Consider the following 20,976-nt stretch of genomic DNA (forward strand, 5'->3'; position numbering starts at 1 on the left):
AGGGGCTTTTTTTCATGAATTTAAATCGGGACGGTGGTGAGAAGATGGAGACGATTGGCGATGAGTTCTATATGCGAATGGCGCTGCAAATGGCGGAGAAAGCGCTCGGCCAGACCGGCATTAACCCGGTCGTCGGCTGCGTCGTCGTCAAGGACGGCCGCATCGTCGGCCTCGGCACGCATTTAAAGCGCGGAGAAGAACATGCGGAAGTTCACGCGCTTCGCATGGCCGGAGCAGAAGCGGAAGGCGGTACGGCCTATGTTACGCTCGAGCCTTGCAGCCATTACGGCAAGACGCCGCCTTGCAGCGATCGGCTTATCGACAGCAAAGTGAAGCGCGTCGTCGTGGCCTGCGCCGACCCGAATCCGCAAGTGGCGGGATCGGGCATTGCGAAGCTTAGGGAGCATGGCATCGAAGTGCAGGTCGGCGTGTTGAAGCGCGAAGCCGAGCAAATGAACGAAGCATTCAATAAATATATTACGACAAAGCTTCCTTTCGTCACGTTGAAAACGGCCAGCACGCTTGACGGCAAAATCGCCGCCAAAACGGGAGACAGCAAATGGATATCCAATGCGGAATCCCGGCAGATCGTTCATACGCTGCGCCATCGCCATCAAGCGATTATGATCGGCGCCCAAACGGCGATCGCCGACGATCCGCAGCTGACGACAAGGCTTCCGGTTCCGGGGCTGCACCCGATCCGGATCGTCGTCGACTCGACGCTGCGCATTCCAAGCGAGGCGCGAATGTTGAATGACGGCCTGGCCAAGACCGTGATTCTGACAACCGACGGAGCGAGCGAGGGGCGGGCGGAGGAACTGCGCGGACGGGGCGCCGAAGTGATTCGCTGCGGACCCGGACCGACCGTAGATCTGCCTCTGGCGATGCGACTGCTCGGCGAGCGGGAGATCGCCTCGATCCTGCTGGAAGGCGGCGGCAAATTGAACGGGGCGATGCTGGCCGCCGGCTTGGTCGATAAAATGATGCTGATCTTCGCACCGAAAATTATCGGAGGCGCGCAGGCGCCGGGCAGCTTCGAATTCGACGGGTTTGCGCGGATGAGCGATGCGATCGCGTTGACGGATATGGCCGTCGAACGGATTGGCGATAACGTATGGATAAGCGGATATCCGCAGGCCGCGGAAACGAAAAGCTAGAAAGGAGGCCGCGGAGAGCATGTTTACAGGAATTGTGGAAGAAATCGGCACGCTATGGCGGATCGGCCGCAAAGGAGAGGCGATGGTGTTGACGATTGGCGCCTCCAAAATTATGGACGACGTGGCGCTCGGCGACAGCATCGCGATCAACGGCGTCTGTTTGACGGTTACAGCATTCAATGAATCGTCGTTTCACGTCGATGTTACCCCGCAAACGTATCGGCATACGAATTTGAAGCTGCTGCAAGCGGGAAGCCCCGTCAATCTGGAACGGGCGATGAAGGCGAACGGCCGCTTCGGCGGACATATCGTTCAAGGGCATGTGGACGGGGTAGGCACGATTCTGAAACGCGTCGACGAGGCGAATGCGGTGTTGTTTCAAGTAAGACCGGAAAATGGCGATTTGTTCAAATACATGATCCCGCAAGGGTCGGTCACGCTTGACGGCATCAGTTTGACGATTGCCGATATCGATGACGGAACGTTTACCGTCTCGATTATCCCGCATACGCTGGCGGAAACCGTCCTTCAGCATAAGAAGGCGGGAGATACGGTCAATATGGAGTGCGACGTATTGGGCAAATATGTGGAGCATTTGCTGGGATTCCGGAAGTCTCCCGGCAAACCGCAATCTTCCCGCTTGACCGAGCAGTTTTTGACGGAAAACGGTTTTCTGTAACGAGTAACGATAACATCATTAGGGGGTAAGAAAGCGATGGACGACAATTTCCGTTTAGATCCGATCGAAGAAGCGATTTACGATCTGATGATGGGCAAAGTGATCATCGTCGTCGACGATGAAGACAGGGAAAACGAAGGAGATTTCTTGGCGCTTGCGGATAAGGCCACGCCGGAAGTCATCAACTTTATGATTAAGGAAGGCCGCGGGCTCGTATGCATGCCGATTACGGAAGAACGGGCCCAGGAGCTCGAGCTTCCGCCGATGGTGGCGCATAATACCGACAATCACGGCACCGCGTTTACCGTATCCGTCGATCATGTCGATACGACGACCGGAATTTCCGCTTTCGAGCGTTCGGATACGATTAAGGCTCTGATCGGCGCGAAGACGAAGGCGGCGGATTTCCGCAAGCCTGGCCATGTTTTTCCGTTGATCGCCAAAAAAGGCGGCGTGCTGCGGCGTGCCGGACATACGGAAGCTGCGGTCGATCTCGCGCGCATGTGCGGATCGTACCCGGCGGGCGTCATCTGCGAAGTCATTAAAGAGGACGGGACGATGGCGCGGCTGCCCGACTTGGTCGAAATCGCCCGGAAGCACGGGCTGAAGCTCATCTCGATTCAAGATTTGATCCGTTACCGCAATGAGAAAGAGAAGTTGGTGCACCGCGAAGTCGAAGTGCGGATGCCGACCGATTTCGGCTTGTTCAAAGCGGTCGCCTATACGAACGATGTCGACGGGAAAGAGCATTTGGCGCTCGTGAAAGGCATGATCGACAGCAGCCAGCCGATTCTGGTACGAGTGCATTCGGAATGTTTGACGGGGGACGTATTCCACTCCCATCGCTGCGATTGCGGGCCGCAATTTGCCGCCGCGCTGCGTCAAATCGAAGAAGCCGGCCAGGGCGTGCTCCTGTATATGCGCCAGGAAGGCCGCGGCATCGGATTGATCAATAAGCTGAAAGCTTACAAGCTGCAGGAGCAAGGCTTGGATACGGTGGACGCCAATGTCAAGCTCGGTTTTCCGCCCGATCTTCGCGACTATGGCATCGGGGCGCAAATATTGAAAGATCTCGGCGTGCGCAAAATGCGCTTGCTGACGAACAATCCGCGCAAAATTAAAGGGCTTGAGGGATATGGTTTGCAAGTGGTCGAACGCGTTCCGCTGCAAATGGAAGAAAATGAAGACAATACGAATTACTTGCATACGAAAAAAGACAAGCTTGGGCATTTGCTGCAATTTGACGAGATCGAGCAAAACGAGACCGTATAGTCGGCAATATACCAAATCTATGAGAAGAGGATGATTTCAAATGGCAAACTTTATTGAAGGAAATTTAGTATCGCAAGGATTAAAATACGGCATCGTCGCCGGACGTTTCAACGAATTTATCGTCAGCAAGCTGCTTAGCGGCGCGTTGGACGCCTTGAAACGCCACGGCGCGGAAGACGGCGAAGTCGATGTCGCATGGGTGCCGGGCGCGTTCGAAATTCCGTTGATCGCCCAGAAAATGGCGGAGAGCGGCAAGTACGACGCGGTCATTACGCTCGGCGCGGTCATTCGCGGATCGACGCCGCATTTCGATTACGTTTGCAGCGAAGTGTCCAAAGGGGTTGCGGCCATTAATTTAAAAACGGGGGTACCGACCGTATTCGGCGTATTGACGACGGATAGCATCGAACAAGCGATCGAACGCGCAGGAACGAAGGCCGGCAACAAAGGATGGGAAGCGGCCGTAACCGCAATCGAAATGGCGAACTTGACGAAACAGTTCAATTAGTGCTATTTAAAATAGAAGACGATATTTTTCATGCTGCCGATACGTCAGTCGGTTAAGCGGCGCATCGTTCTATTTTTTGACGGAAAGCGGGAGGAAGTTCATTGGCGGTACTGTACAAGCTGGAAACGTTCGAGGGGCCGCTCGATTTGCTGCTTCATCTGATCGATAAGGCGGAAATCGACATCTATCAAATTTCCATTAGCGAAATTACGGACCAATATATGGAATATTTAGACACCATGCAGGAACTCGAACTTGAGATCACCAGCGAATTTTTAGTGATGGCCGCGACGCTTTTGTCGATCAAAAGCAAAGTTTTGCTGCCGAAACCGCCCGTTATTGAAATTGACGATTTTGAGTATGAATATGAAGATGAAATAGATCCGCGCGAAGAATTGATCCAGAAGCTGGTGGAATACCGCAAGTATAAAGGAATTGCGCAGCATCTTCGCGATAAAGAGTTGGAGCGCAGCCTTATTTATACGAAGGAACCCGAAGATTTGACGCCGTTCATGCCGACCGTTCAAGAAAATCCGGTCCAAGGGCTGCATACGGCCGATCTTATTATCGCCTTTCAAAAAGCGCTGCGCAAAGCGGCCCGCAGACATACGGTCGCCCGGATCGAGCGCGACGAAATTTCGGTGAAAGACCGGATTCGCGACATCGTTCATACGCTGCGCACGCTTCTTCCGGGAGATAGAATGTTATTCTCGAAGCTGATTCATGAGGAAATGTATCGGCATGAGATTGTCGTTACGTTTCTGGCGATTTTGGAATTGATGAAAATGAAGCAAATCAGCTGCTATCAAAATCGCCTGTTTGAAGATATTGTGATTCAGTGGAAAGGGGAAGAAGCTGCGAATGGATTTTCAGAAGCTGAAATCGATTATTGAGGGGCTGCTGTTTTTGGTGGGGGATGAAGGCTTAACCGCTAAACAAATCGCCGAGGTGGTCGAGCAGCCCGCCGATTTGGTCCGGGACGTCGTATTCGATCTGAAGGGCGATTTCGAACGGGGGAACCGCGGCTTGCAAATCGTGGAAATAGCCGGAGCGTTTCAGTTGACGACCATCCCCGAACATGCGCCTTATTTTGAGCGGCTCGCCTACTCGCCCTCCCGTTCCGCCTTGTCGCAAGCGGCGCTCGAGACGCTGTCCATCATTGCGTACCGCCAGCCGATTACGCGGATTGAAATCGAAGAAATTCGCGGCGTAAAGTCGGACCGGGCGATCCACACGCTCGCCGCCAAAGACTTGATCGAAGAAGTCGGACGCGCGGAGGCGGTCGGCCGTCCGATTCTGTACGGCACGACCAAAGCGTTCCTCGATTATTTCGGCCTGGACAGCTTGGAAGGCTTGCCCGATTCGTCGGCGTTCGAGAGCGGCGAATTGCTGGAGGAAGAAACGCAACTGCTGTTCGAGAAGCTGGAAGGGCGTCAACTTACGATCGACGATGTGGACTAATTTCAAATCATATCATAACCCTGACAAGTGTCGGGGTTTTTCTTTTTGACCTGAGGTGCGACATGATAATATTACCCTCGCTATGCCATACTAATTTTATGCAGACGGGCTCATTCGAAGCGATGTTTCTTCGGATCAAGGTGAGGAGGGTTCCACAGTGTGGGTTTGGATTTGCATCGGCATCCTGCTCGTTGTACTCGTAACCATATGGTTGTCCGATATCCAAATACATGTTCATTTTCGTAAATATGCTCAGAACGACGACATCACAGTGCAAATCCGGCTGCTGCTTGGTCTTGTCAAGTTGGATTACAAAGTGCCGCGGCTCTCGTTCGAAGGATGGCACAAAGGTTTGGCGTACCGCCAGAAAGAAACGGATAACGTATTCGGCTCTCATAGCAAGGAAGCTGAAGGACAACTCGATTTTGAAAAAGTGAAACAAGCTTACGATCGATTTCAATTGCTTGTCAATGCCACGAGCGGCTGGTCGATTTGGTACAAACAATTTTTGCGCAAAATCCGGGTAACGAGAATGAATTGGTCGACCGATATCGGGATCGGCAGCGCGGCCGATACGGCGATTGCGACCGGCGTCGTCTGGGCGGTCAAGAGCGTTGCGGCCGGCTGGGCGGCCGCAACGTTCCGATTTATGCAGAACCCGCAGCTCGCCGTATATCCGCAATTTCATACACCGCAATTTGCCACAGAACTGGACTGCATAGCGAAAATCCGCTTCGGGCAGGCTATAGTTGCGGGACTTGCACTTATAGTTCGCGTTCTAAAAGTGAAAGGAGGTCTCAGGACGTGGCAGAACATCCTATTCAAGGCTTAATGAAAACGTCTATGGAAAATTTGAAAAATATGGTAGACGTCAACACGATCGTCGGCGAACCGGTACAAACCGCGGATGGCAGCGTGATATTGCCTATAAGTAAAGTAGGCTTCGGGTTCGCGGCCGGGGGGAGCGAATTTCCTTCGGACGATAAATCGGCTGCGAAATCCGACGCTCATAACGCGAGCGTGGCGCTGCCGTTCGGCGGCGGTACGGGCGGCGGCGTTACCATAACGCCGATTGCGTTTTTGGTCGTAGGTACGCACGGGGTGAAAATCGTATCGCTCGACAACCAAACGCATCTTGTCGAGCGGGTGATCGATTCGCTTCCGCAATTTATGGACAATTTTCAAAATATGATGAAAGGCGCCAAAATGAATCAAACGGGCGCGCAAACGACGACGACGCAAACGACGACGACGCATACCGAGCAGAATAACAATCAAGTCCAGTAACCCGCGCCAAACGTATTGCCGATAAGAAGCCATTCTCTCCGGTCATACTCCGAATCGGATAAGCATATACTTGTACAAGTAAGCTTATTGTCGGAGGTTGAACGCATGAGAACGGCTTTTTATTTGCTTAAAATCGCTGTTATATTCGCGCTATTCGCTTCGCTCCCTGCTATGCTTGCGTCGGCGGAACCGCCGCGCCTCCATACAAGCGCGAAAGCCGCTGCGCTGATCGATGTGGAATCCGGGCGAATCCTGTATCACGTAAACGGCGATATCAGGATGCGGATTGCAAGCTTAACGAAAATTATGACCGCGATCGTCGCGATCGAGCACGGCACGCTGTCCGATAAAGTAAAGGTAAGCAAACGCGCCTTCGGCAAGGAAGGATCGTCGCTATATTTGAAACTTGGGGAAGAGATGAGCTTGCAGGACATGCTGTACGGGATGATGCTTCAATCCGGCAATGACGCGGCGACGGCCGTCGCCGAGCATGTCGGCGGTTCGGAGGAAGGGTTCGTTCTGATGATGAACCGGAAAGCGGAACTGCTCGGATTGGAGCAGACGCATTTCAAAAATCCGCACGGTTTGGATGAAGACGATCACTATTCCACGGCGAACGATCTGGCGAAGCTAACCGCATATGCGCTCAAAAATCCGGTATTTCGGAGTATCGTCAAAACGGAAGTGAAAACGGCGCCGAATCCGAACGATTCATGGGATTATAAATGGAGAAATAAAAATAAAATGCTGCACATGTACGAGGGAGCCGACGGAGTGAAGACGGGATATACGAAAAAAGCGCTTCGCTGCCTCGTCAGCTCGGCCACGCGAGGCGGCCAGCAGTTAGCCGCAGTCACGCTGAACGACGGGGACGATTGGAACGATCACCGCAAAATGCTCGACTACGGCTTTGAGCACTTCCCGTTGAAAGATGTCGTTCGCAAAGGACAAGACATCGAAAATTATTCTTATCAGGTTGGACAAACATTCGCCTACCCGTTCGCCGAAGGGGAGGAAGAACGCATTCGTACGAAGCTCGTTCTGGCCCCGTCCAAATCGCTTGATTACAGGCTTGGTTATCGCGGGAAAATCGTCATTGCGCTCGGCGGCAATGAGATCGGATCGGTGCCCGTGTACGAGAAGGACAGCCCGGTTATGAAACAGCAGCGGGCATATACCGTCGCGGCGAAAGGGGCGCCTAACCCGTATCCGAAGCCTGCGGCGATTACGAATTGGCGCGAAGCGTTTCTGGCGGCGGTCAGGTCGCTGCTTACGCCCGGAAACGCGAATGGACGATAGGGAGGGAAAAGGCTTATGGTGAATTATATTTGGCTGTTCTTTATCGTGATCGGATTTATTGCCGCCGCGGCGCAAGGGCGCATCGATATCGTGACGGAAGCGGCTTTTGAAGGAGCGAAAACGGGCGTCACCGTCTGTTTCGGGCTGATCAGCGTGATGGTATTTTGGCTCGGAATGATGCGTGTCGCCGAAGACGGAGGACTGTTGAAAAAAATTGCCGCATTGCTAAATCCGGTCGTCCGGTTTTTATTTCCCGACGTGCCGAAAGATCATCCCGCAATCGGCTATATTATGTCGAATATGAGCGCCAATTTGCTGGGACTGGGCAATGCGGCCACGCCGATGGGCATCAAAGCGATGGAAGAGCTGCAGAAGCTCAACCCGAATAAAGATACGGCCACGCCGGCCATGTGCACGCTGCTTGCAATCAATACGTCCAGCATTACGTTAATTCCGGCGACATTAATTGCGATCCGCATGAATTTCAATTCGGCCAATCCCGCCGAAATCGTCGGCACGACGCTGATCGCCACCGCGATTGCCACGATCGTCGCTATCGCCGCCGACCGCTGGTTCCGGATCGTAAGATTGCGCACGCATCCGCCTTTGCCACCGGCGGCGCCGCCGTCCGAAAGCACGCATGTGAAAGGATGATTTGCATTGTATTCGCTGGTGACGACGATTTCCAGTTGGGCGATTCCCGCAATAATCGTGTTTATTCCGCTATATGCCATATTTAAAAAAGTGCCCGTATACGAATCGTTCGTTGAAGGGGCGAAGGACGGATTCGACACATCGATCCGCATCATTCCCCATCTTGTCGGGATGATGGTTGCAATCAGCGTATTTCGCGCGTCCGGTGCGATGGATTTTTTGGTCGGCTTCGCGAAACCTTTATTCGATTATTTAGGCGTACCGAGCGAAGTGCTGCCTCTGGGGCTGCTGCGTCCGATAACCGGCTCGGGCTCGCTCGCCTTTACGACCGAATTGATTAAACAATACGGGCCCGATTCGATGATCGGCCGCATGGCTTCGACGATTCAGGGCAGCACCGATACGACGTTGTACGTGCTGACCGTATATTTCGGCGCGGTCGGCGTCAAGAAAGGGCTGTACGCCTTGAAGGTCGGCCTTATCTCCGATTTGGTCGGATTTGTCGCCGCCATTTTTATATGCTATCTCGTTTTCAGTTAATGCGCGTGCGCGCATCTCCTTCCCCCGCCGCCGAACCGAATGGCGGACGGACACATATACTGTAGCAGTTTTACGGGGGGAAGAGGTGTAAACCGTATGCAGTACGAAGGCTTTGTGATCCACCATTCGGCCTGTCCGTCCATAAACGGGAAAGGCTATGATTTTATGATTCTCCGCAGCGGCGATGTCGTCCCCGCTCCGGCATTAACCGATCCCCACTACATTCACCTTTGCATCGAAGGTGATTTTTCCCGTTTCCCGCCTGTTTTATACCCCTCGGAACTAGAGCAGTTGTTTATCGCCCGGAAATTGATCGCCAGGCTATCGGAGGTGTACCGTATTCCGCTCGGAAATACGTATTCCCACGACGGGCAATGCCCGGGTCTTTATTTTCCGTGGAACGAACTTGTGATTTCCGGTTCGGATGGTTATCATTAGGTTTGAGGTGACGAGAAGAAATGGAACGATTACAGAAGATTTTGGCGGCGGCCGGCGTCGCATCCCGCAGAAAATGCGAGGAACTGATCTTGCAAGGAAAGGTTGAAGTGAACGGACAAGCCGTGACGACGCTCGGAACGAAAGCGGATCCGGCAAACGATCTCATTACGGTAAACGGAAAACCGATTGCAACCGAAAAAAAGATATATATGATGTTCAACAAGCCGAAAGGCGTCATAACGAGCGCGAACGATCCGCAAGGCCGAAAGGTGGTTACCGACTTTTTGGCCGGCGTCCGGGAGCGTGTGTATCCGGTCGGCCGCCTCGATTACGATACGGAAGGTTTGCTGCTGCTTACGAATGACGGCGAATTCGCCAATCTATTAACGCATCCGAAGCATCATGTGCCGAAGACGTATTTGGCTACCGTCAAAGGGGTCCCGCACGGCACGCAGTTGGATCGGCTCAAAGAGGGTATAATGTTAGAAGATGGAATGACCTCGCCCGCCGAGGTCGAATATCAGGACGTCGATCCGGACAAGAACGAAGCGACGATCCGGATTACGATCTACGAAGGCCGCAACAGGCAGGTGCGCCGCATGTTCGAAGCGATTTCCCACCCGGTCGTTCGGTTGAAACGAATCAAGTTCGGCGAATTGTCTTTGCAAAATTTGAAACGCGGGCGATACCGCTTGTTAACCGCGCAAGAAGTAAATGAACTGAAGCAGGCGGCGAAGAAGAAACGGGATAGCAAATAACGGCGCATAAACTGCCTGAACTTGTTGCTGTGACACATAATTTTCACAATAATGTAGCTGTTCCTGCTCCAACTTTCGCTATAATGTTCATAGGATATATATTCCGTATCGCTTCGGTTGTGACTTTGGTCATTGCGGCAACCGGACGGGCGTCGGAGGTGTTTCGTTACAAGATACATACGCTTCGAAGTCTGACGCGAAGGCGGGATCGAAGCGATTTCGTTAGGAGAATGGGACATGAAGAAAAATAAACCGATTCAAATCGTCATATTGCTCGGTATTTTAATTTTAGGCGGTTATGCGATAGGTTCGTCTTTATTCGCTTCTGACGGCAAGCCTCAAGTCGGCGACAAGCCCCCCGCATTTTCTTTGCTTGGAACGGACGGCAGCGTTCACAATCTTGAAGATTATAAAGGGAAAGGCCTTGTCGTTAATTTTTGGGGCTCTTGGTGCGAGCCTTGCGTAAGGGAAATGCCTCTATTGGAGGAACAATCGAAAGTGTGGAAAGACCGGAACGTGGTATTTCTCGGCATTAACGTCGGCGAGGATCAAATGACGGTCAGCAATTTCGTCAAGCAATTCGGCGTCACGTTTCCGCTGCTGCTGGACAAAGAGAAGCAGACGACCCGCAAGTACGGCATTGGCCCGCTCCCTACGACGGTCTTTATCAGTTCCGAGGGCAAAATTGTCGATATCCGCATTGGCGAGTTGACCCGGAATGTATTGGAAAGCAACTTACAACGTTTATGATTTCATAGTAGCAGGAGGTCACCGTAGTGTTTGAGAATACGAAATGCGAATGCGGACACCAGAATGCGGTCGGAACCGTGTTATGCGAAGCCTGCGGCAAGCCTTTGCTGGAAGGGGAAGATTCGAAGGAACCGCTGGAGATGCGCTATGACGGGGTAGCGCGGAAATCGCAGAAGGCGAATCCGTCGATCATCGACCTCGTTTGGCGTTTTTTCTCGTCCGTCAAAGTTGCGGTATGGCTGATCGTCATCACGCTGCTCGCTTCTATGCTGGGGACCATTTATCCGCAGCAAAACACGTTTATCGGGAGCGTGCCGGCCGACTTCTATAAAAATACGTATGGTACGATGGGCGAGATTTACTACAAGTTGGGCTTGGCGAATACGTACGGATCCTGGTGGTTCATTACGCTGCTCGTCATGATCGGCGCGTCGCTCGTCATTTGCAGCTTGGACCGCGTATTGCCGCTGTACCGCGCGCTCAGCAAACAGCAGGTGCGCAAACATTTGCAATTCATTACGCGCCAGAAAGTCGTGTACCAGGAAGAAATCGATGCGGATCCGCAAGCTTGGGTCGAACAAGCCGTCAAACCGTTGAAGCGGAAACATTATAAGGTGTTCTGGGACGGGACGGCGCTGCTCGCCGAGAAAAACCGCTTTAGCAGATGGGGCCCCTACATTAATCATATCGGGCTTATTATTTTTTTATTGGCCGTATTGGCGCGCGGCATACCGGGCTGGCATATGGATCAATACACCGCATTTCCCGAAGGGGAAATCGTGAGAATCCCGGATACGAACTTCTATTTGAAGAATGAGAAGTTTACGCTCGAATATTACGGCGAGGAAGATTTGCCGAAGGAGTTTCAAGGGCAAGGCCGTCTGATCGCCAAAAAGTACGAAACGAAAGCGGTCATGTACGAATGTACCGCCAACTGCGAAGACGTAACGAAAGAACCTGTCCTGAAAGAAGTGGACCGTCATAACATTATTGTCAACGATCCGATGAATTACAAAGGCTTGATGGCTTACCAGTTCGATTTCGATTTGACGCCGAAACTGCGCTCGGTTACGCCGGAGTTCCGCAATAAGGAAACGGGAGAAGTGTACGGCAAATTCGAATTGAAAATGAAAGATTCCGCCCCCGAATACGTGGCAGGTCCTTATCGATTTATTTTGAAGGAGAAGTATTTGGATTTTGCATTGACTGAAGACGGGAAGCCGCGAACGAAATCGCAAGAACCGAACGCACCTGTATTTATTTTTATCATTCAAGGGCCGGGCTTGCCGGAAGATGGACAGCCGTATATGTATTTCCCGCGAGAAATCGATAAGGAGCGCTTCCAGCAAGATGCGATTAACGGAGCATTTGCCGACAAGTTTGAATTGAAAGTGAATGGCATGGAGAATGTCGATTTTTCGGCTTCGACCAGCTACTTGAATATTCGCGTCGATAAAGCGATGCCGTTTATTTGGATCGGAGCGGGCATTTCGGTGATCGGGCTTGTGCTCGGATTTTATTGGCAGCATCGCCGCATTTGGCTCCGTATCGACGGTCGAACGTTATCGCTTGGCGCGCATACGAACAAAAACTGGTACGGAATGCGCAAAGAGGTCGCTTCTTTCTTGAAGCAAATGGATATAGAAATCGATCCGAAGTCGCTCGATAATTAAGGGGGATCATAAATGAAAGTATTGCTCGACATAAGCAGCGATGCATATTTAGTGGCGTTTTTCTTATATTGCCTGGCGTTTCTTTTCTACGTTGTGACGATGGCGGGGAAATCGTGGGGAGGGCGGGACCCGGAGAAACATGTGAAGCGTTGGGGCCGCATCTCCTTCGTAACTTCTTGCCTGGGTCTGGCCGCTCAATTCACGTATTTCATTACCCGCTGGATCGGCGGAGGCCATATCCCAAACAGCAATATGTATGAATTCATGTCTTTGCTCGCGATGTTGATCATGGTGGCGTTCACGGTCGTCTACCTGATTTATCGCACCCCGGTGCTTGGCGTATTCTCTCTGCCGATCGCCGTCATCATTATGGGGTACGCTTCCGTCTTTCCGCAAGAAGTGCAGCCGCTGATCCCGGCGCTCGATTCGATCTGGCTGAAATTGCATGTGTCGCTCGCGGCATTGGGCGAAGCGTTCTTCGCCGTCGGTTTTGCCGCGGGATTCATGTATTTGCTGCGCACGATGGATTTTAAAGCGAAGACGAAAGCGGCGATTCGCTCGCAGCGATGGCTTGAATTTACGATATTTTCCATTTTGGTTGTTGTCGGTTTTATCGCCTGCGTATTTATATTCAGAGGCGCGGGATACGAGGCCGAGTTTACGCAAACGACCGAGTATGTCGATTCCGCGGGCCAACAACAGACGAAGGTCGAAGATGTGAAGTATACGATGCCTCCGATCGTTGGGCCGCATAATAGCGAAGTGAAATCGTATCAGCCGTTTCTAGGCTTGAATAAACCGCTGTTCAACGCACCGTCCTGGATGGAAGGCGTCAACGCGGGCCGGAAATTGAACACCGTCATTTGGTCGCTGCTTTCCGGCGTGCTTTTGTTCGGCTTGTTGCGGCTCATATTGCGCAAACCGATCGGGGAAGCGATTCAGCCGATTATGGACGGGATCGATCCGAGAGATCTGGACGAGATCGGCTACCGGGCGATTGCGATCGGGTTCCCGATCTTTACGCTTGGAGCGCTCGTATTTGCCATGATCTGGGCGCAGATCGCCTGGTCGCGCTTCTGGGGCTGGGATCCGAAGGAAGTATGGGCTTTGATTGTTTGGCTGTTTTACAGCGCATATTTGCACTTGCGCTTATCCCGCGGCTGGCACGGAACGAAATCGTCCTGGCTTGCGGTGATCGGTCTGATGGTCGTCATGTTCACGCTGGTCGGGGTGAATTTGATTATCGCGGGACTTCATTCTTATGCCGGAGTATAATAGATCCGAAGAATTGACATAACTTTCAGTAAGAAAGGGTTGTTTAGCATATGGCAGATCTAAATCATCGCATTTTGGTCGTCGACGACGAAGAACGGATTCGGCGGCTGTTGAAAATGTATTTGGAAAAAGAAGGATACCAGATTGAAGAAGCGGAAGACGGCGAAACGGCGCTGCAAAAAGCGCTGAACAACGATTACGATTTGATTCTGCTTGACGTGATGCTGCCGGGAATTGACGGGGTCGAAGTATGCCTCCGCCTGCGCCAATCCAAGGCGACGCCGGTGTTGATGCTGACCGCCAAAGGGGAAGAAATCAACCGGGTTCAAGGGTTCGAGGTAGGGGCCGACGATTACGTCGTAAAGCCGTTTAGTCCGCGGGAAGTCATCTATCGCGTGAAAGCGATATTGAGGCGTTCTTCCGCAACGGCCTACTTGTCCAAAGAAACGAATTCCAGCAACAATATCGTTTTTCCGCATCTGTTGATCGAGCATGACGCTCACCGCGTAACGGCGGGAGGGCATGAAGTCGGATTGACGCCGAAAGAATACGAGCTGCTTCATTACTTGGCCGTATCGCCCGATAAAGTATTTTCGCGCGAAGAATTGTTGAAGGACGTTTGGAATTACGAGTTTTTCGGCGATCTGCGCACGGTCGATACGCATGTGAAACGGTTGCGCGAAAAATTGAATAAAGTATCCCCGGAATCCGCAGCGATGATTACAACCGTTTGGGGCGTAGGCTACAAGTTAGAGGTGCCGAAATAACGTGTCGTTTTGGAGAAGCGTAGTCGGCAAGCTGTGGATGACGATTATCGGTCTCGTTGCGTTTGTGTTGTTGATCGTGGGCGTCTATTTATTGAATTATATCGACTTCCATTACAGCAATGCGCCAGGGATCAAAAAAATGTTTATTTACACCGGGATCAGCGGGTTTTTATTGACGACGTTTTTCGCATTTTTCTTGTTCTACAAAATAACGCAGCCTTTGCGCTCCATCAAGAAGGCGGCGGACTTGATCCGTAACGGGAATTATGAGGCGCATGTGGCGACCCGGTCGACGGATGAAATCGGAGAATTGGCGAAAACGTTCAATCATATGGCCGGCGAGCTGAAAATTACGATTCAGGATTTGAATCATGAGAAAGAACATCTGTCCAGCGTTTTGCGCAGCATGACGGACGCGGTCATTACCTTTGACGCGGAAGGGCAGATGATATCGGCGAATCCGCCGGGAGAGGCCATTTTGCAAACGTGGAACGTCATCGATTGGCATGAATCGCAGGAGAACGATGTCCGCAAGCCGGCGATGCAAGTGCCCGAACCGATGTACGCGCTGTTCCGGACCGTGCTTGAGCAAGGGCGCGACATCAGCACCAAAGTTCATGTGAAACAGGAAGTATGGTCGGTATCCCTCGCGCCTCTCCATTCGCTCAACGCGGTGCGCGGGGTGGTCGCCGTGCTGCGGAACGTGACCGAAGAGGTTCGGATGGAGAAGCTGCGCAAAGATTTCTTGGCCAATGTGTCGCATGAAATTCGGACGCCGCTATCTATGCTGCAAGGATACAGCGAAGCGCTGCTGGACGATATCGCGGCAACGCCGGAAGAGCGCCGGGAAATGGTGCAGGTCATTTATGACGAGTCGCTGCGCATGGGCAGGCTTGTGAAAGATTTGCTCGATTTGGCGCGCATGGAAGCGGGACATATGGAAATGAAGCACGACAAGGTGGATGTGGAGCAATTGCTGACGCGCGTCTACCGCAAGTTTACCGTACTCGCCAAAGAGCGGGACATTATGCTGCACTACGACCGGCGGGCGGAAGATTTAACGTTAATGGCGGCGGATGAAGATCGTCTGGAGCAAGTGTTGACCAATCTGCTGGACAATGCGTTCCGGCATACGTCCGGCGGGGTGCAAATCCGGATGACGGCCGATCGCGAGACGACGAGCAGCGGACCGGTAATCGTGTTGAAAGTATCCGATGAAGGGCAGGGCATTCCTTCCGAAGATTTGCCGTTCATCTTCGAGCGCTTCTACAAGGCCGATAAAGCGCGAAAGCGCGAATTGAGCGGCGGGACGGGACTTGGCCTCGCGATCGTGAGGAATATCGTCGAAGCGCATAACGGCACGATCTCCGTAGACAGCACCGTCGGGAAAGGTACGACATTCACCGTCAAACTTCCTGTCGAAAAGCAAGGCTAAACCGCAAACACTCTCGATTAGAGAGTGTTTTTTTGCTGAAAGAACAAGATTAATCTTGTTGTTCGTGGAACAGAGGAATAGGTTATAATGGATTCATGAATTAAAAGCGGGGGAGGCTGGGCCATGAAACTATTAGTGCTGGGCGGCACCGTCTTTGTAGGCAAGCATATCGTTCAAGCCGCATTGGACAAGGGTCATGAAGTGACAATGTTTAATCGCGGCCAGACGAACGCGGATTTATTCCCGGGCGTCGAGAAGCTGACGGGAGACCGCGACAACGGTTTGGATGCGCTCCGCGGGCGAAGCTGGGATGCGGTCATCGATCCTTCGGCGTATGTGCCGCGCATTGCCGGTCAATCGGCCGAGTTGCTCCGGGACGCGGTCGAACGGTACATATTCGTTTCTTCGATATCGGTGTACCGCGATTTCGCCGCCGCTTCAATCGACGAACGATATCCGGCAGGCACATTGGACGACGACTCGACGGAACAGGTAGATGGAGAGACCTACGGGCCGCTCAAGGCGTTGTGCGAACGAGTATTGGAGGAGAAGCTGCCCGGGCGCGTTCTGACGGTTCGTCCGGGATTGATCGTCGGCCCGGATGATCGAACGGACCGGTTTACTTATTGGCCTTGGCGCATTCGTCAAGGCGGAAGGACGCTGATCCCGGGGAAGAAGGATAAAGTCATTCAAATCATCGATGTGCGCGATTTGGCGGAATGGATCGTTCGTATGGCGGAGCAGCGGGCCGCAGGCGTCTATAATGCCGTCGGACTCGGCGACGCTCCGCTGACGATGGGCGGGCTGGCGGAAACGGCGCGCGAAGTCGCCGGAAGCGCTGCGGAATTCGTCTGGATCGACGATTCGTTTTTATTGGAGCGGAATGTGTTGCCGTTTAGCGATTTTCCATTATGGCTGCCCGAATCGGAAGCGTTGCATGCCGGCTTTTATCGCATATCATGCGAGAAGGCGCTGCGGGAGGGCCTCGCGTTCCGTCCGCTGTCCCGCACGATCGAAGATACGCTGCATTGGCTTGAGCGGCAGGGAAGGGCGGATGTTCCGGCGCTGCGCGTCGGCTTGCCGCGGGAACGGGAGCAAGAGCTGATCGAGGAATGGCTGCGTAACCGATCGCAATGAACGGGTGGAATAGGCGGCTGCGTAAACTCTCGCAGCCGCCGCGTTTTACGCGTTTTTCGCATTGCGGCAGACGTTTAATTAGCGGTATTACTGGAGTTAAATTGCTCATATGGGCGGTAGCGCATCAAGTAACGGTATTTACTGGAGTTAATATTGAGAATGCTCCAAGAAAATGAGCGTCGCAAGAAAATAGCTCCGGTTTTTCCATCTAATCAAAGATTAGCCGGGAAAATGCGGAAATTAACGGTAGTTTTCGGAGCTATTCATAAGCCTGAAGCCTGTCAAGTATACAAAAACCGCCGGAGCGTATCCCTCCGGCGGTTTCACCTATATTTTTACAACGTAATTTCTTTGGCGGCGTTAATGCCTTGCAGCTGTGTCAAGCTGGCGAGCACGTCTTTCGGAACTTCCTTATCGACGCCCAGCAGCATAATCGCGTCTCCGCCTACGTTGGCGCGGCCGACCTGCATGGAAGCGATGTTGACGTCATTGTTGCCGAGCAGCGTGCCGACATGTCCGATCATGCCCGGTTTATCGTTATGGCGAATGAGAACGAGATGTCCTTCCGGAGCGAGATCGACCGGATATTGATTGATTTGGACGATCCGTTCGCCGTATCCATGCAAGAGCGTACCGGCAACGGTCCGTTCTTCTTTTTTCGTTTTGAGCGTGACAGTAATCAAGTTGGTAAAACCTTTCGTCTTTGACGATTTTTGCACGACGACGTTCACATCGCGCACTTTGGCAAGATGCATCGAATTGACGACGTTCACATCGTTGCCGAGATGGTATTCAAGAACGCCCTTCAGAATATAGCGGTTTAAAGGCTGCGTATCCACTTCGGACAGATCGCCGGCATAGCTGACAACCACTTCCTGAATGGCGCCTTCCGTCATTTGAGAGACGAAGCTGCCGAGCTGCTCGCCCAATTTGAAATATCCTTGCAGCTTGCTCAGCACGCTTGCCGGTACGGACGGCATATTGACCGCATTTTTGTACGGTTCGTTCCGCAATATGTGAAGCACTTGTTCCGATACGTCGATCGCCACATTTTCTTGGGCTTCGACGGTGGATGCGCCGAGATGCGGCGTAACGATCACTTTCGGATGATTCAAGAACGGATGGTCGGCCCGGGGCGGCTCTTCCTCGAACACGTCGAACGCCGCTCCGGCAACGATTCCTTGATCGATCGCTTCAATCAGCGCCGTTTCGTCGACGACGCCGCCGCGCGCGCAGTTGATGACCCGCATTCCTTTCTTCATCATTTCGAATTGCGGGCGGGAAATCATATGCCGCGTCTCCTGCGTCAGCGGCGTATGGACCGTCATGAAATCGGCGTTGCGCACGATATCCTCCACGGAAGCCATCGTCACGCCCAGCTTCTCGGCGCGTTCTTCCGTCAGAAACGGATCGTAGCCCAGAATGTTCATGCCGAACGCTTTCGCCCGTTTCGCCACTTCGCTGCCGATCCGTCCCATGCCGAGCACGCCCAGCGTTTTGTTGCGCAACTCTACGCCGAGGAACGATTTACGGTCCCAATCCCCGTTGATCGTTTTCACGTACGCTTGCGGAATATGGCGAGCCAGCGCCATCATCATTGCAAACGTATGCTCGCAAGTCGTAATCGTATTGCCGTCGGGAGCGTTAATGACGATAATGCCGCGCTTCGTGGCGGCTTCCAAATCGATGTTGTCGACGCCGACTCCGGCTCGTCCCACAACTTTTAACTGTTTGCCGGCGGTCATAATCTTCTCGGTCACTCTCGTTTGGCTGCGAACGAGCAGCGCGTCGTATTCGGGAATAATGGCGATGAGTTCGTCCTCGCTCAGGCCCGTCTTTTTATCGACCTGCACATCCGGAGCGTCCATCAGCTGCTGAATTCCCATATCGCTGATCGGATCGGATACTAACACTTTAAACATGGTTACTCCTCCTAAAAGTTTTAAAATATAAAAACCCTCGATCCGCATACTGCTTGCGCAGGTAAGGGACGAGAGTTTATTTCGTGGTGCCACCCTAATTCGTTATACTGTCTACAAGTATAACCTCACCGGTCTTACGACCATGAACGATAACGGTTTCTGCCGGCTGTACCTACTGTCGGTTCAATACAGCTGCTCAGGAGTGCTGTTAACGCCAAACGTCTCCGCCGGTTTTCACCCGCCACCGGCTCTCTGCAGGTTGATCGCTTGGGCCATTGTTCCTTCATCGCATCTAACGCATATATTTTCCATAATGTATCACGACGCAAAATCGGTGTCAATACAATTATTGATTGCCGCCAGCTCTTTTCACACATTCTTCATAAAGATTTTTGGCGAAATCCGCATCTTTCCAACCTTCGATTTCGGTTTTCTTGTTTTCCAAATCTTTATACACTTGGAAGAAGTGCGCGATTTCTTTCAGTTTATGTTCCGGCACGTCATTCAGCGAATTGACATCTTTGAAACGCGGATCTTTCGTCGGAACGGCCAGCAGCTTCTCGTCTTGACCTTTATCGTCGGACATGATCAGAACGCCGATGACGCGGGACTCGATCACGCAGCCCGGGAACGTCGGAAACGAAGTTAACACCAAAATATCGAGCGGATCCCCGTCCAAAGCGAGAGTGCCGTCCAAATAACCGTATTCGGTAGGGTAGTGCATCGGCGAATAAAGAACACGGTCCAGAACGTAGGCGCCTTTTTCTTTGTCGAATTCGTATTTGTTTTGGCTGCCTGTCGGAATTTCAATGAATGCGTCAACAATTAAATTAGACATGTGGTTGCTCCTCCTTTACATTGAATCATATAATTCCGAGCGGGTTTATATGATTATCGACCTAACCTCTACTATTTTATAGCAACGAACAACCGATTGGCAAGTGAAAACGCCGCATTCGCTTGATCAAAATTCGTTTTTTCGATATGATGCAAATACGTATATCCATGATGCGATTTTTGCATTTATTCGTAGAAAAACGGCAGCTGCGGCAACAATTCCCCGTCGTATTGCTTGTTCTTCTGCTTCAAAAAGTCGTCGAAACGGACGGCATCGGTGCTTAACAACAAGTTGACAACGTCGTCTATCGTTTGCAATTTCAATTTGTCGGCTCCGCCGCTTGCAATCATTTGATCGGTTTTCGCCGTAAGATCATGCGGATAGAACGGTTTGAAACTTTGCCCGGCAAGCAGCATATCCGTAATGATGCGATTTTTCACCGTTAACGGATAGCTTTTCCATTCGGCGAAGGAAACATTCGATTTGGCTTCCAATTGTCCGGGAATATCGCTTTGCATCCTCGAGCCCCATTTTAAAATCGTGTCGTAATATTGTTGTTGCCCTTGAAGCGCGAACGAGACGGCATTTTTAATATAATTGTCCTTTTCCAATTCGGCGATCAATACGGTGCTTGGCAGCGTGTTGGCTTTGTTCACCAGGTTGCCGATTCCGTCATCGAACAATTTCAAGCTTTTTAAGTAGTTCGTCTGCGCCTCTTGCAGCAGCGGGGCCGCATTGGTCATCGATTGTTGGTTCGCGATTCCGTATTGCTTTTGCGCCGTTTTGCGCAATGCTTTCAAAGCGGCAGCTTGATCGGTCGAAGCGTCGGTTCCGAACGTGTCGAGCGTATCGAACCATTGTTTCTGAAAATCCCGAAACGGCAACAGTACGGTATGATAGAATGTAACCAGATCTTGCTGCGAATATGTAGCGTCTTTGTGGGGAGCGGCTGCGACCGAATTTTTTTCGGCATATTTCGCCTCCGTGCGATCCGTGCCTACTTTTACCCCGTAGAAGAAGGCCCCGACAGCGCATATTAGCATAAAAATAAAGCCGAGACTAAACAAAAATTCGATTCGCGAAGGTCGTTTCTCCATTGTATGTTGCTCTCCTTCTATCATATTTT

Annotated in this window: 22 protein-coding genes and 1 other annotated feature; of the genes, 19 read left to right on the forward strand and 3 right to left on the reverse strand. The window is 52.0% G+C overall.

Going from position 1 to position 20,976, the window contains the following annotated elements:
- Positions 1–44: 44 nt before the first annotated feature.
- The 19 genes from ribD (at position 45) to KQI79_RS18955 (ending at position 17,090) form a co-directional block, all read left to right on the forward strand.
- A complete protein-coding gene (gene ribD, locus KQI79_RS18865) occupies positions 45–1,157 on the forward strand; it encodes a bifunctional diaminohydroxyphosphoribosylaminopyrimidine deaminase/5-amino-6-(5-phosphoribosylamino)uracil reductase RibD (RefSeq protein WP_216539881.1) in 1,113 nt (370 codons plus the stop codon).
- Between the two features lie 19 nt (positions 1,158–1,176).
- The gene (gene ribE / locus KQI79_RS18870) at positions 1,177–1,836 is read left to right on the forward strand and encodes a riboflavin synthase (protein ID WP_216539849.1); all 660 of its coding nucleotides are present in this window, start codon (positions 1,177–1,179) and stop codon (positions 1,834–1,836) included.
- A 36-nt stretch (positions 1,837–1,872) separates the two neighbouring features.
- Positions 1,873–3,108: a bifunctional 3,4-dihydroxy-2-butanone-4-phosphate synthase/GTP cyclohydrolase II gene (locus tag KQI79_RS18875; protein WP_216539850.1), complete on the forward strand. Its 1,236-nt coding sequence runs from the start codon at positions 1,873–1,875 to the stop codon at positions 3,106–3,108.
- Between the two features lie 40 nt (positions 3,109–3,148).
- A complete protein-coding gene (gene ribH, locus KQI79_RS18880) occupies positions 3,149–3,616 on the forward strand; it encodes a 6,7-dimethyl-8-ribityllumazine synthase (protein WP_216539851.1) in 468 nt (155 codons plus the stop codon).
- A gap of 101 nt (positions 3,617–3,717) precedes the next feature.
- Complete coding sequence (locus KQI79_RS18885; RefSeq protein ID WP_216539852.1) at positions 3,718–4,509, forward strand: segregation and condensation protein A; 792 nt, start codon at positions 3,718–3,720, stop codon at positions 4,507–4,509.
- Positions 4,478–5,077, forward strand: a complete 600-nt coding sequence (scpB, locus tag KQI79_RS18890; protein ID WP_216539853.1) for an SMC-Scp complex subunit ScpB — start codon at positions 4,478–4,480, stop codon at positions 5,075–5,077. The genes KQI79_RS18885 and scpB overlap by 32 nt, the downstream gene beginning before the upstream one ends.
- A gap of 157 nt (positions 5,078–5,234) precedes the next feature.
- Positions 5,235–5,909 (forward strand): DUF2953 domain-containing protein, encoded by a 675-nt coding sequence (locus KQI79_RS28325; RefSeq protein ID WP_216539854.1) that lies wholly within the window; start codon positions 5,235–5,237, stop codon positions 5,907–5,909.
- Positions 5,882–6,364 (forward strand): GerW family sporulation protein, encoded by a 483-nt coding sequence (ytfJ, locus tag KQI79_RS18900; protein ID WP_216539855.1) that lies wholly within the window; start codon positions 5,882–5,884, stop codon positions 6,362–6,364. Before KQI79_RS28325 ends, ytfJ begins: the two co-directional genes overlap by 28 nt.
- A 105-nt stretch (positions 6,365–6,469) precedes the next feature.
- Positions 6,470–7,663, forward strand: a complete 1,194-nt coding sequence (locus tag KQI79_RS18905; RefSeq protein WP_216539856.1) for a D-alanyl-D-alanine carboxypeptidase family protein — start codon at positions 6,470–6,472, stop codon at positions 7,661–7,663.
- Between the two features lie 15 nt (positions 7,664–7,678).
- Entirely contained in the window at positions 7,679–8,317 is a 639-nt protein-coding gene (locus tag KQI79_RS18910) for a nucleoside recognition domain-containing protein (protein WP_216539857.1), read from the forward strand.
- Positions 8,318–8,323: 6 nt separating this feature from the next.
- Positions 8,324–8,857, forward strand: coding sequence for a spore maturation protein (locus tag KQI79_RS18915; RefSeq protein ID WP_216539858.1), 534 nt, complete (start codon positions 8,324–8,326; stop codon positions 8,855–8,857).
- Positions 8,858–8,953: 96 nt separating this feature from the next.
- Entirely contained in the window at positions 8,954–9,295 is a 342-nt protein-coding gene (locus tag KQI79_RS18920; protein WP_216539859.1) for a peptidoglycan recognition protein family protein, read from the forward strand.
- Between the two features lie 20 nt (positions 9,296–9,315).
- Positions 9,316–10,053, forward strand: coding sequence for a pseudouridine synthase (locus KQI79_RS18925; protein ID WP_216539860.1), 738 nt, complete (start codon positions 9,316–9,318; stop codon positions 10,051–10,053).
- Positions 10,054–10,290: 237 nt separating this feature from the next.
- Positions 10,291–10,803 (forward strand): thiol-disulfide oxidoreductase ResA, encoded by a 513-nt coding sequence (resA, locus tag KQI79_RS18930; protein ID WP_216539861.1) that lies wholly within the window; start codon positions 10,291–10,293, stop codon positions 10,801–10,803.
- Between the two features lie 26 nt (positions 10,804–10,829).
- The gene (gene resB, locus KQI79_RS18935; protein ID WP_216539862.1) at positions 10,830–12,476 is read left to right on the forward strand and encodes a cytochrome c biogenesis protein ResB; all 1,647 of its coding nucleotides are present in this window, start codon (positions 10,830–10,832) and stop codon (positions 12,474–12,476) included.
- A 12-nt stretch (positions 12,477–12,488) separates the two neighbouring features.
- Positions 12,489–13,751 carry a cytochrome c biogenesis protein CcsA gene (gene ccsA, locus KQI79_RS18940; RefSeq protein ID WP_290370017.1) on the forward strand — a complete coding sequence of 421 codons (1,263 nt, stop codon included), beginning with the start codon at positions 12,489–12,491 and terminating at the stop codon, positions 13,749–13,751.
- A 50-nt stretch (positions 13,752–13,801) separates the two neighbouring features.
- Positions 13,802–14,518 carry a response regulator transcription factor gene (locus KQI79_RS18945; protein WP_216539863.1) on the forward strand — a complete coding sequence of 239 codons (717 nt, stop codon included), beginning with the start codon at positions 13,802–13,804 and terminating at the stop codon, positions 14,516–14,518.
- Between the two features lies 1 nt (position 14,519).
- A complete protein-coding gene (locus tag KQI79_RS18950) occupies positions 14,520–15,953 on the forward strand; it encodes an ATP-binding protein (protein WP_216539864.1) in 1,434 nt (477 codons plus the stop codon).
- Between the two features lie 123 nt (positions 15,954–16,076).
- Positions 16,077–17,090 (forward strand): SDR family oxidoreductase, encoded by a 1,014-nt coding sequence (locus KQI79_RS18955; protein ID WP_216539865.1) that lies wholly within the window; start codon positions 16,077–16,079, stop codon positions 17,088–17,090.
- 335 nt (positions 17,091–17,425) lie between these two features.
- Here the strand turns inward: KQI79_RS18955 and serA are convergent, their stop codons facing one another.
- The 3 genes from serA to KQI79_RS18970 form a co-directional block, all read right to left on the reverse strand.
- The gene (gene serA / locus KQI79_RS18960; RefSeq protein WP_216539866.1) at positions 17,426–19,012 is read right to left on the reverse strand and encodes a phosphoglycerate dehydrogenase; all 1,587 of its coding nucleotides are present in this window, start codon (positions 19,010–19,012) and stop codon (positions 17,426–17,428) included.
- Positions 19,013–19,073: 61 nt separating this feature from the next.
- Positions 19,074–19,308, reverse strand: a binding site (T-box leader).
- A gap of 50 nt (positions 19,309–19,358) precedes the next feature.
- The gene (locus KQI79_RS18965; protein WP_216539867.1) at positions 19,359–19,850 is read right to left on the reverse strand and encodes an inorganic diphosphatase; all 492 of its coding nucleotides are present in this window, start codon (positions 19,848–19,850) and stop codon (positions 19,359–19,361) included.
- 185 nt (positions 19,851–20,035) lie between these two features.
- Positions 20,036–20,947 carry a hypothetical protein gene (locus tag KQI79_RS18970; RefSeq protein WP_216539868.1) on the reverse strand — a complete coding sequence of 304 codons (912 nt, stop codon included), beginning with the start codon at positions 20,945–20,947 and terminating at the stop codon, positions 20,036–20,038.
- Positions 20,948–20,976 lie beyond the last annotated feature (29 nt).

The sequence above is a fragment of the Paenibacillus sp. MSJ-34 genome (assembly GCF_018918005.1).
In the GTDB taxonomy this organism is placed as follows: domain Bacteria; phylum Bacillota; class Bacilli; order Paenibacillales; family Paenibacillaceae; genus MSJ-34.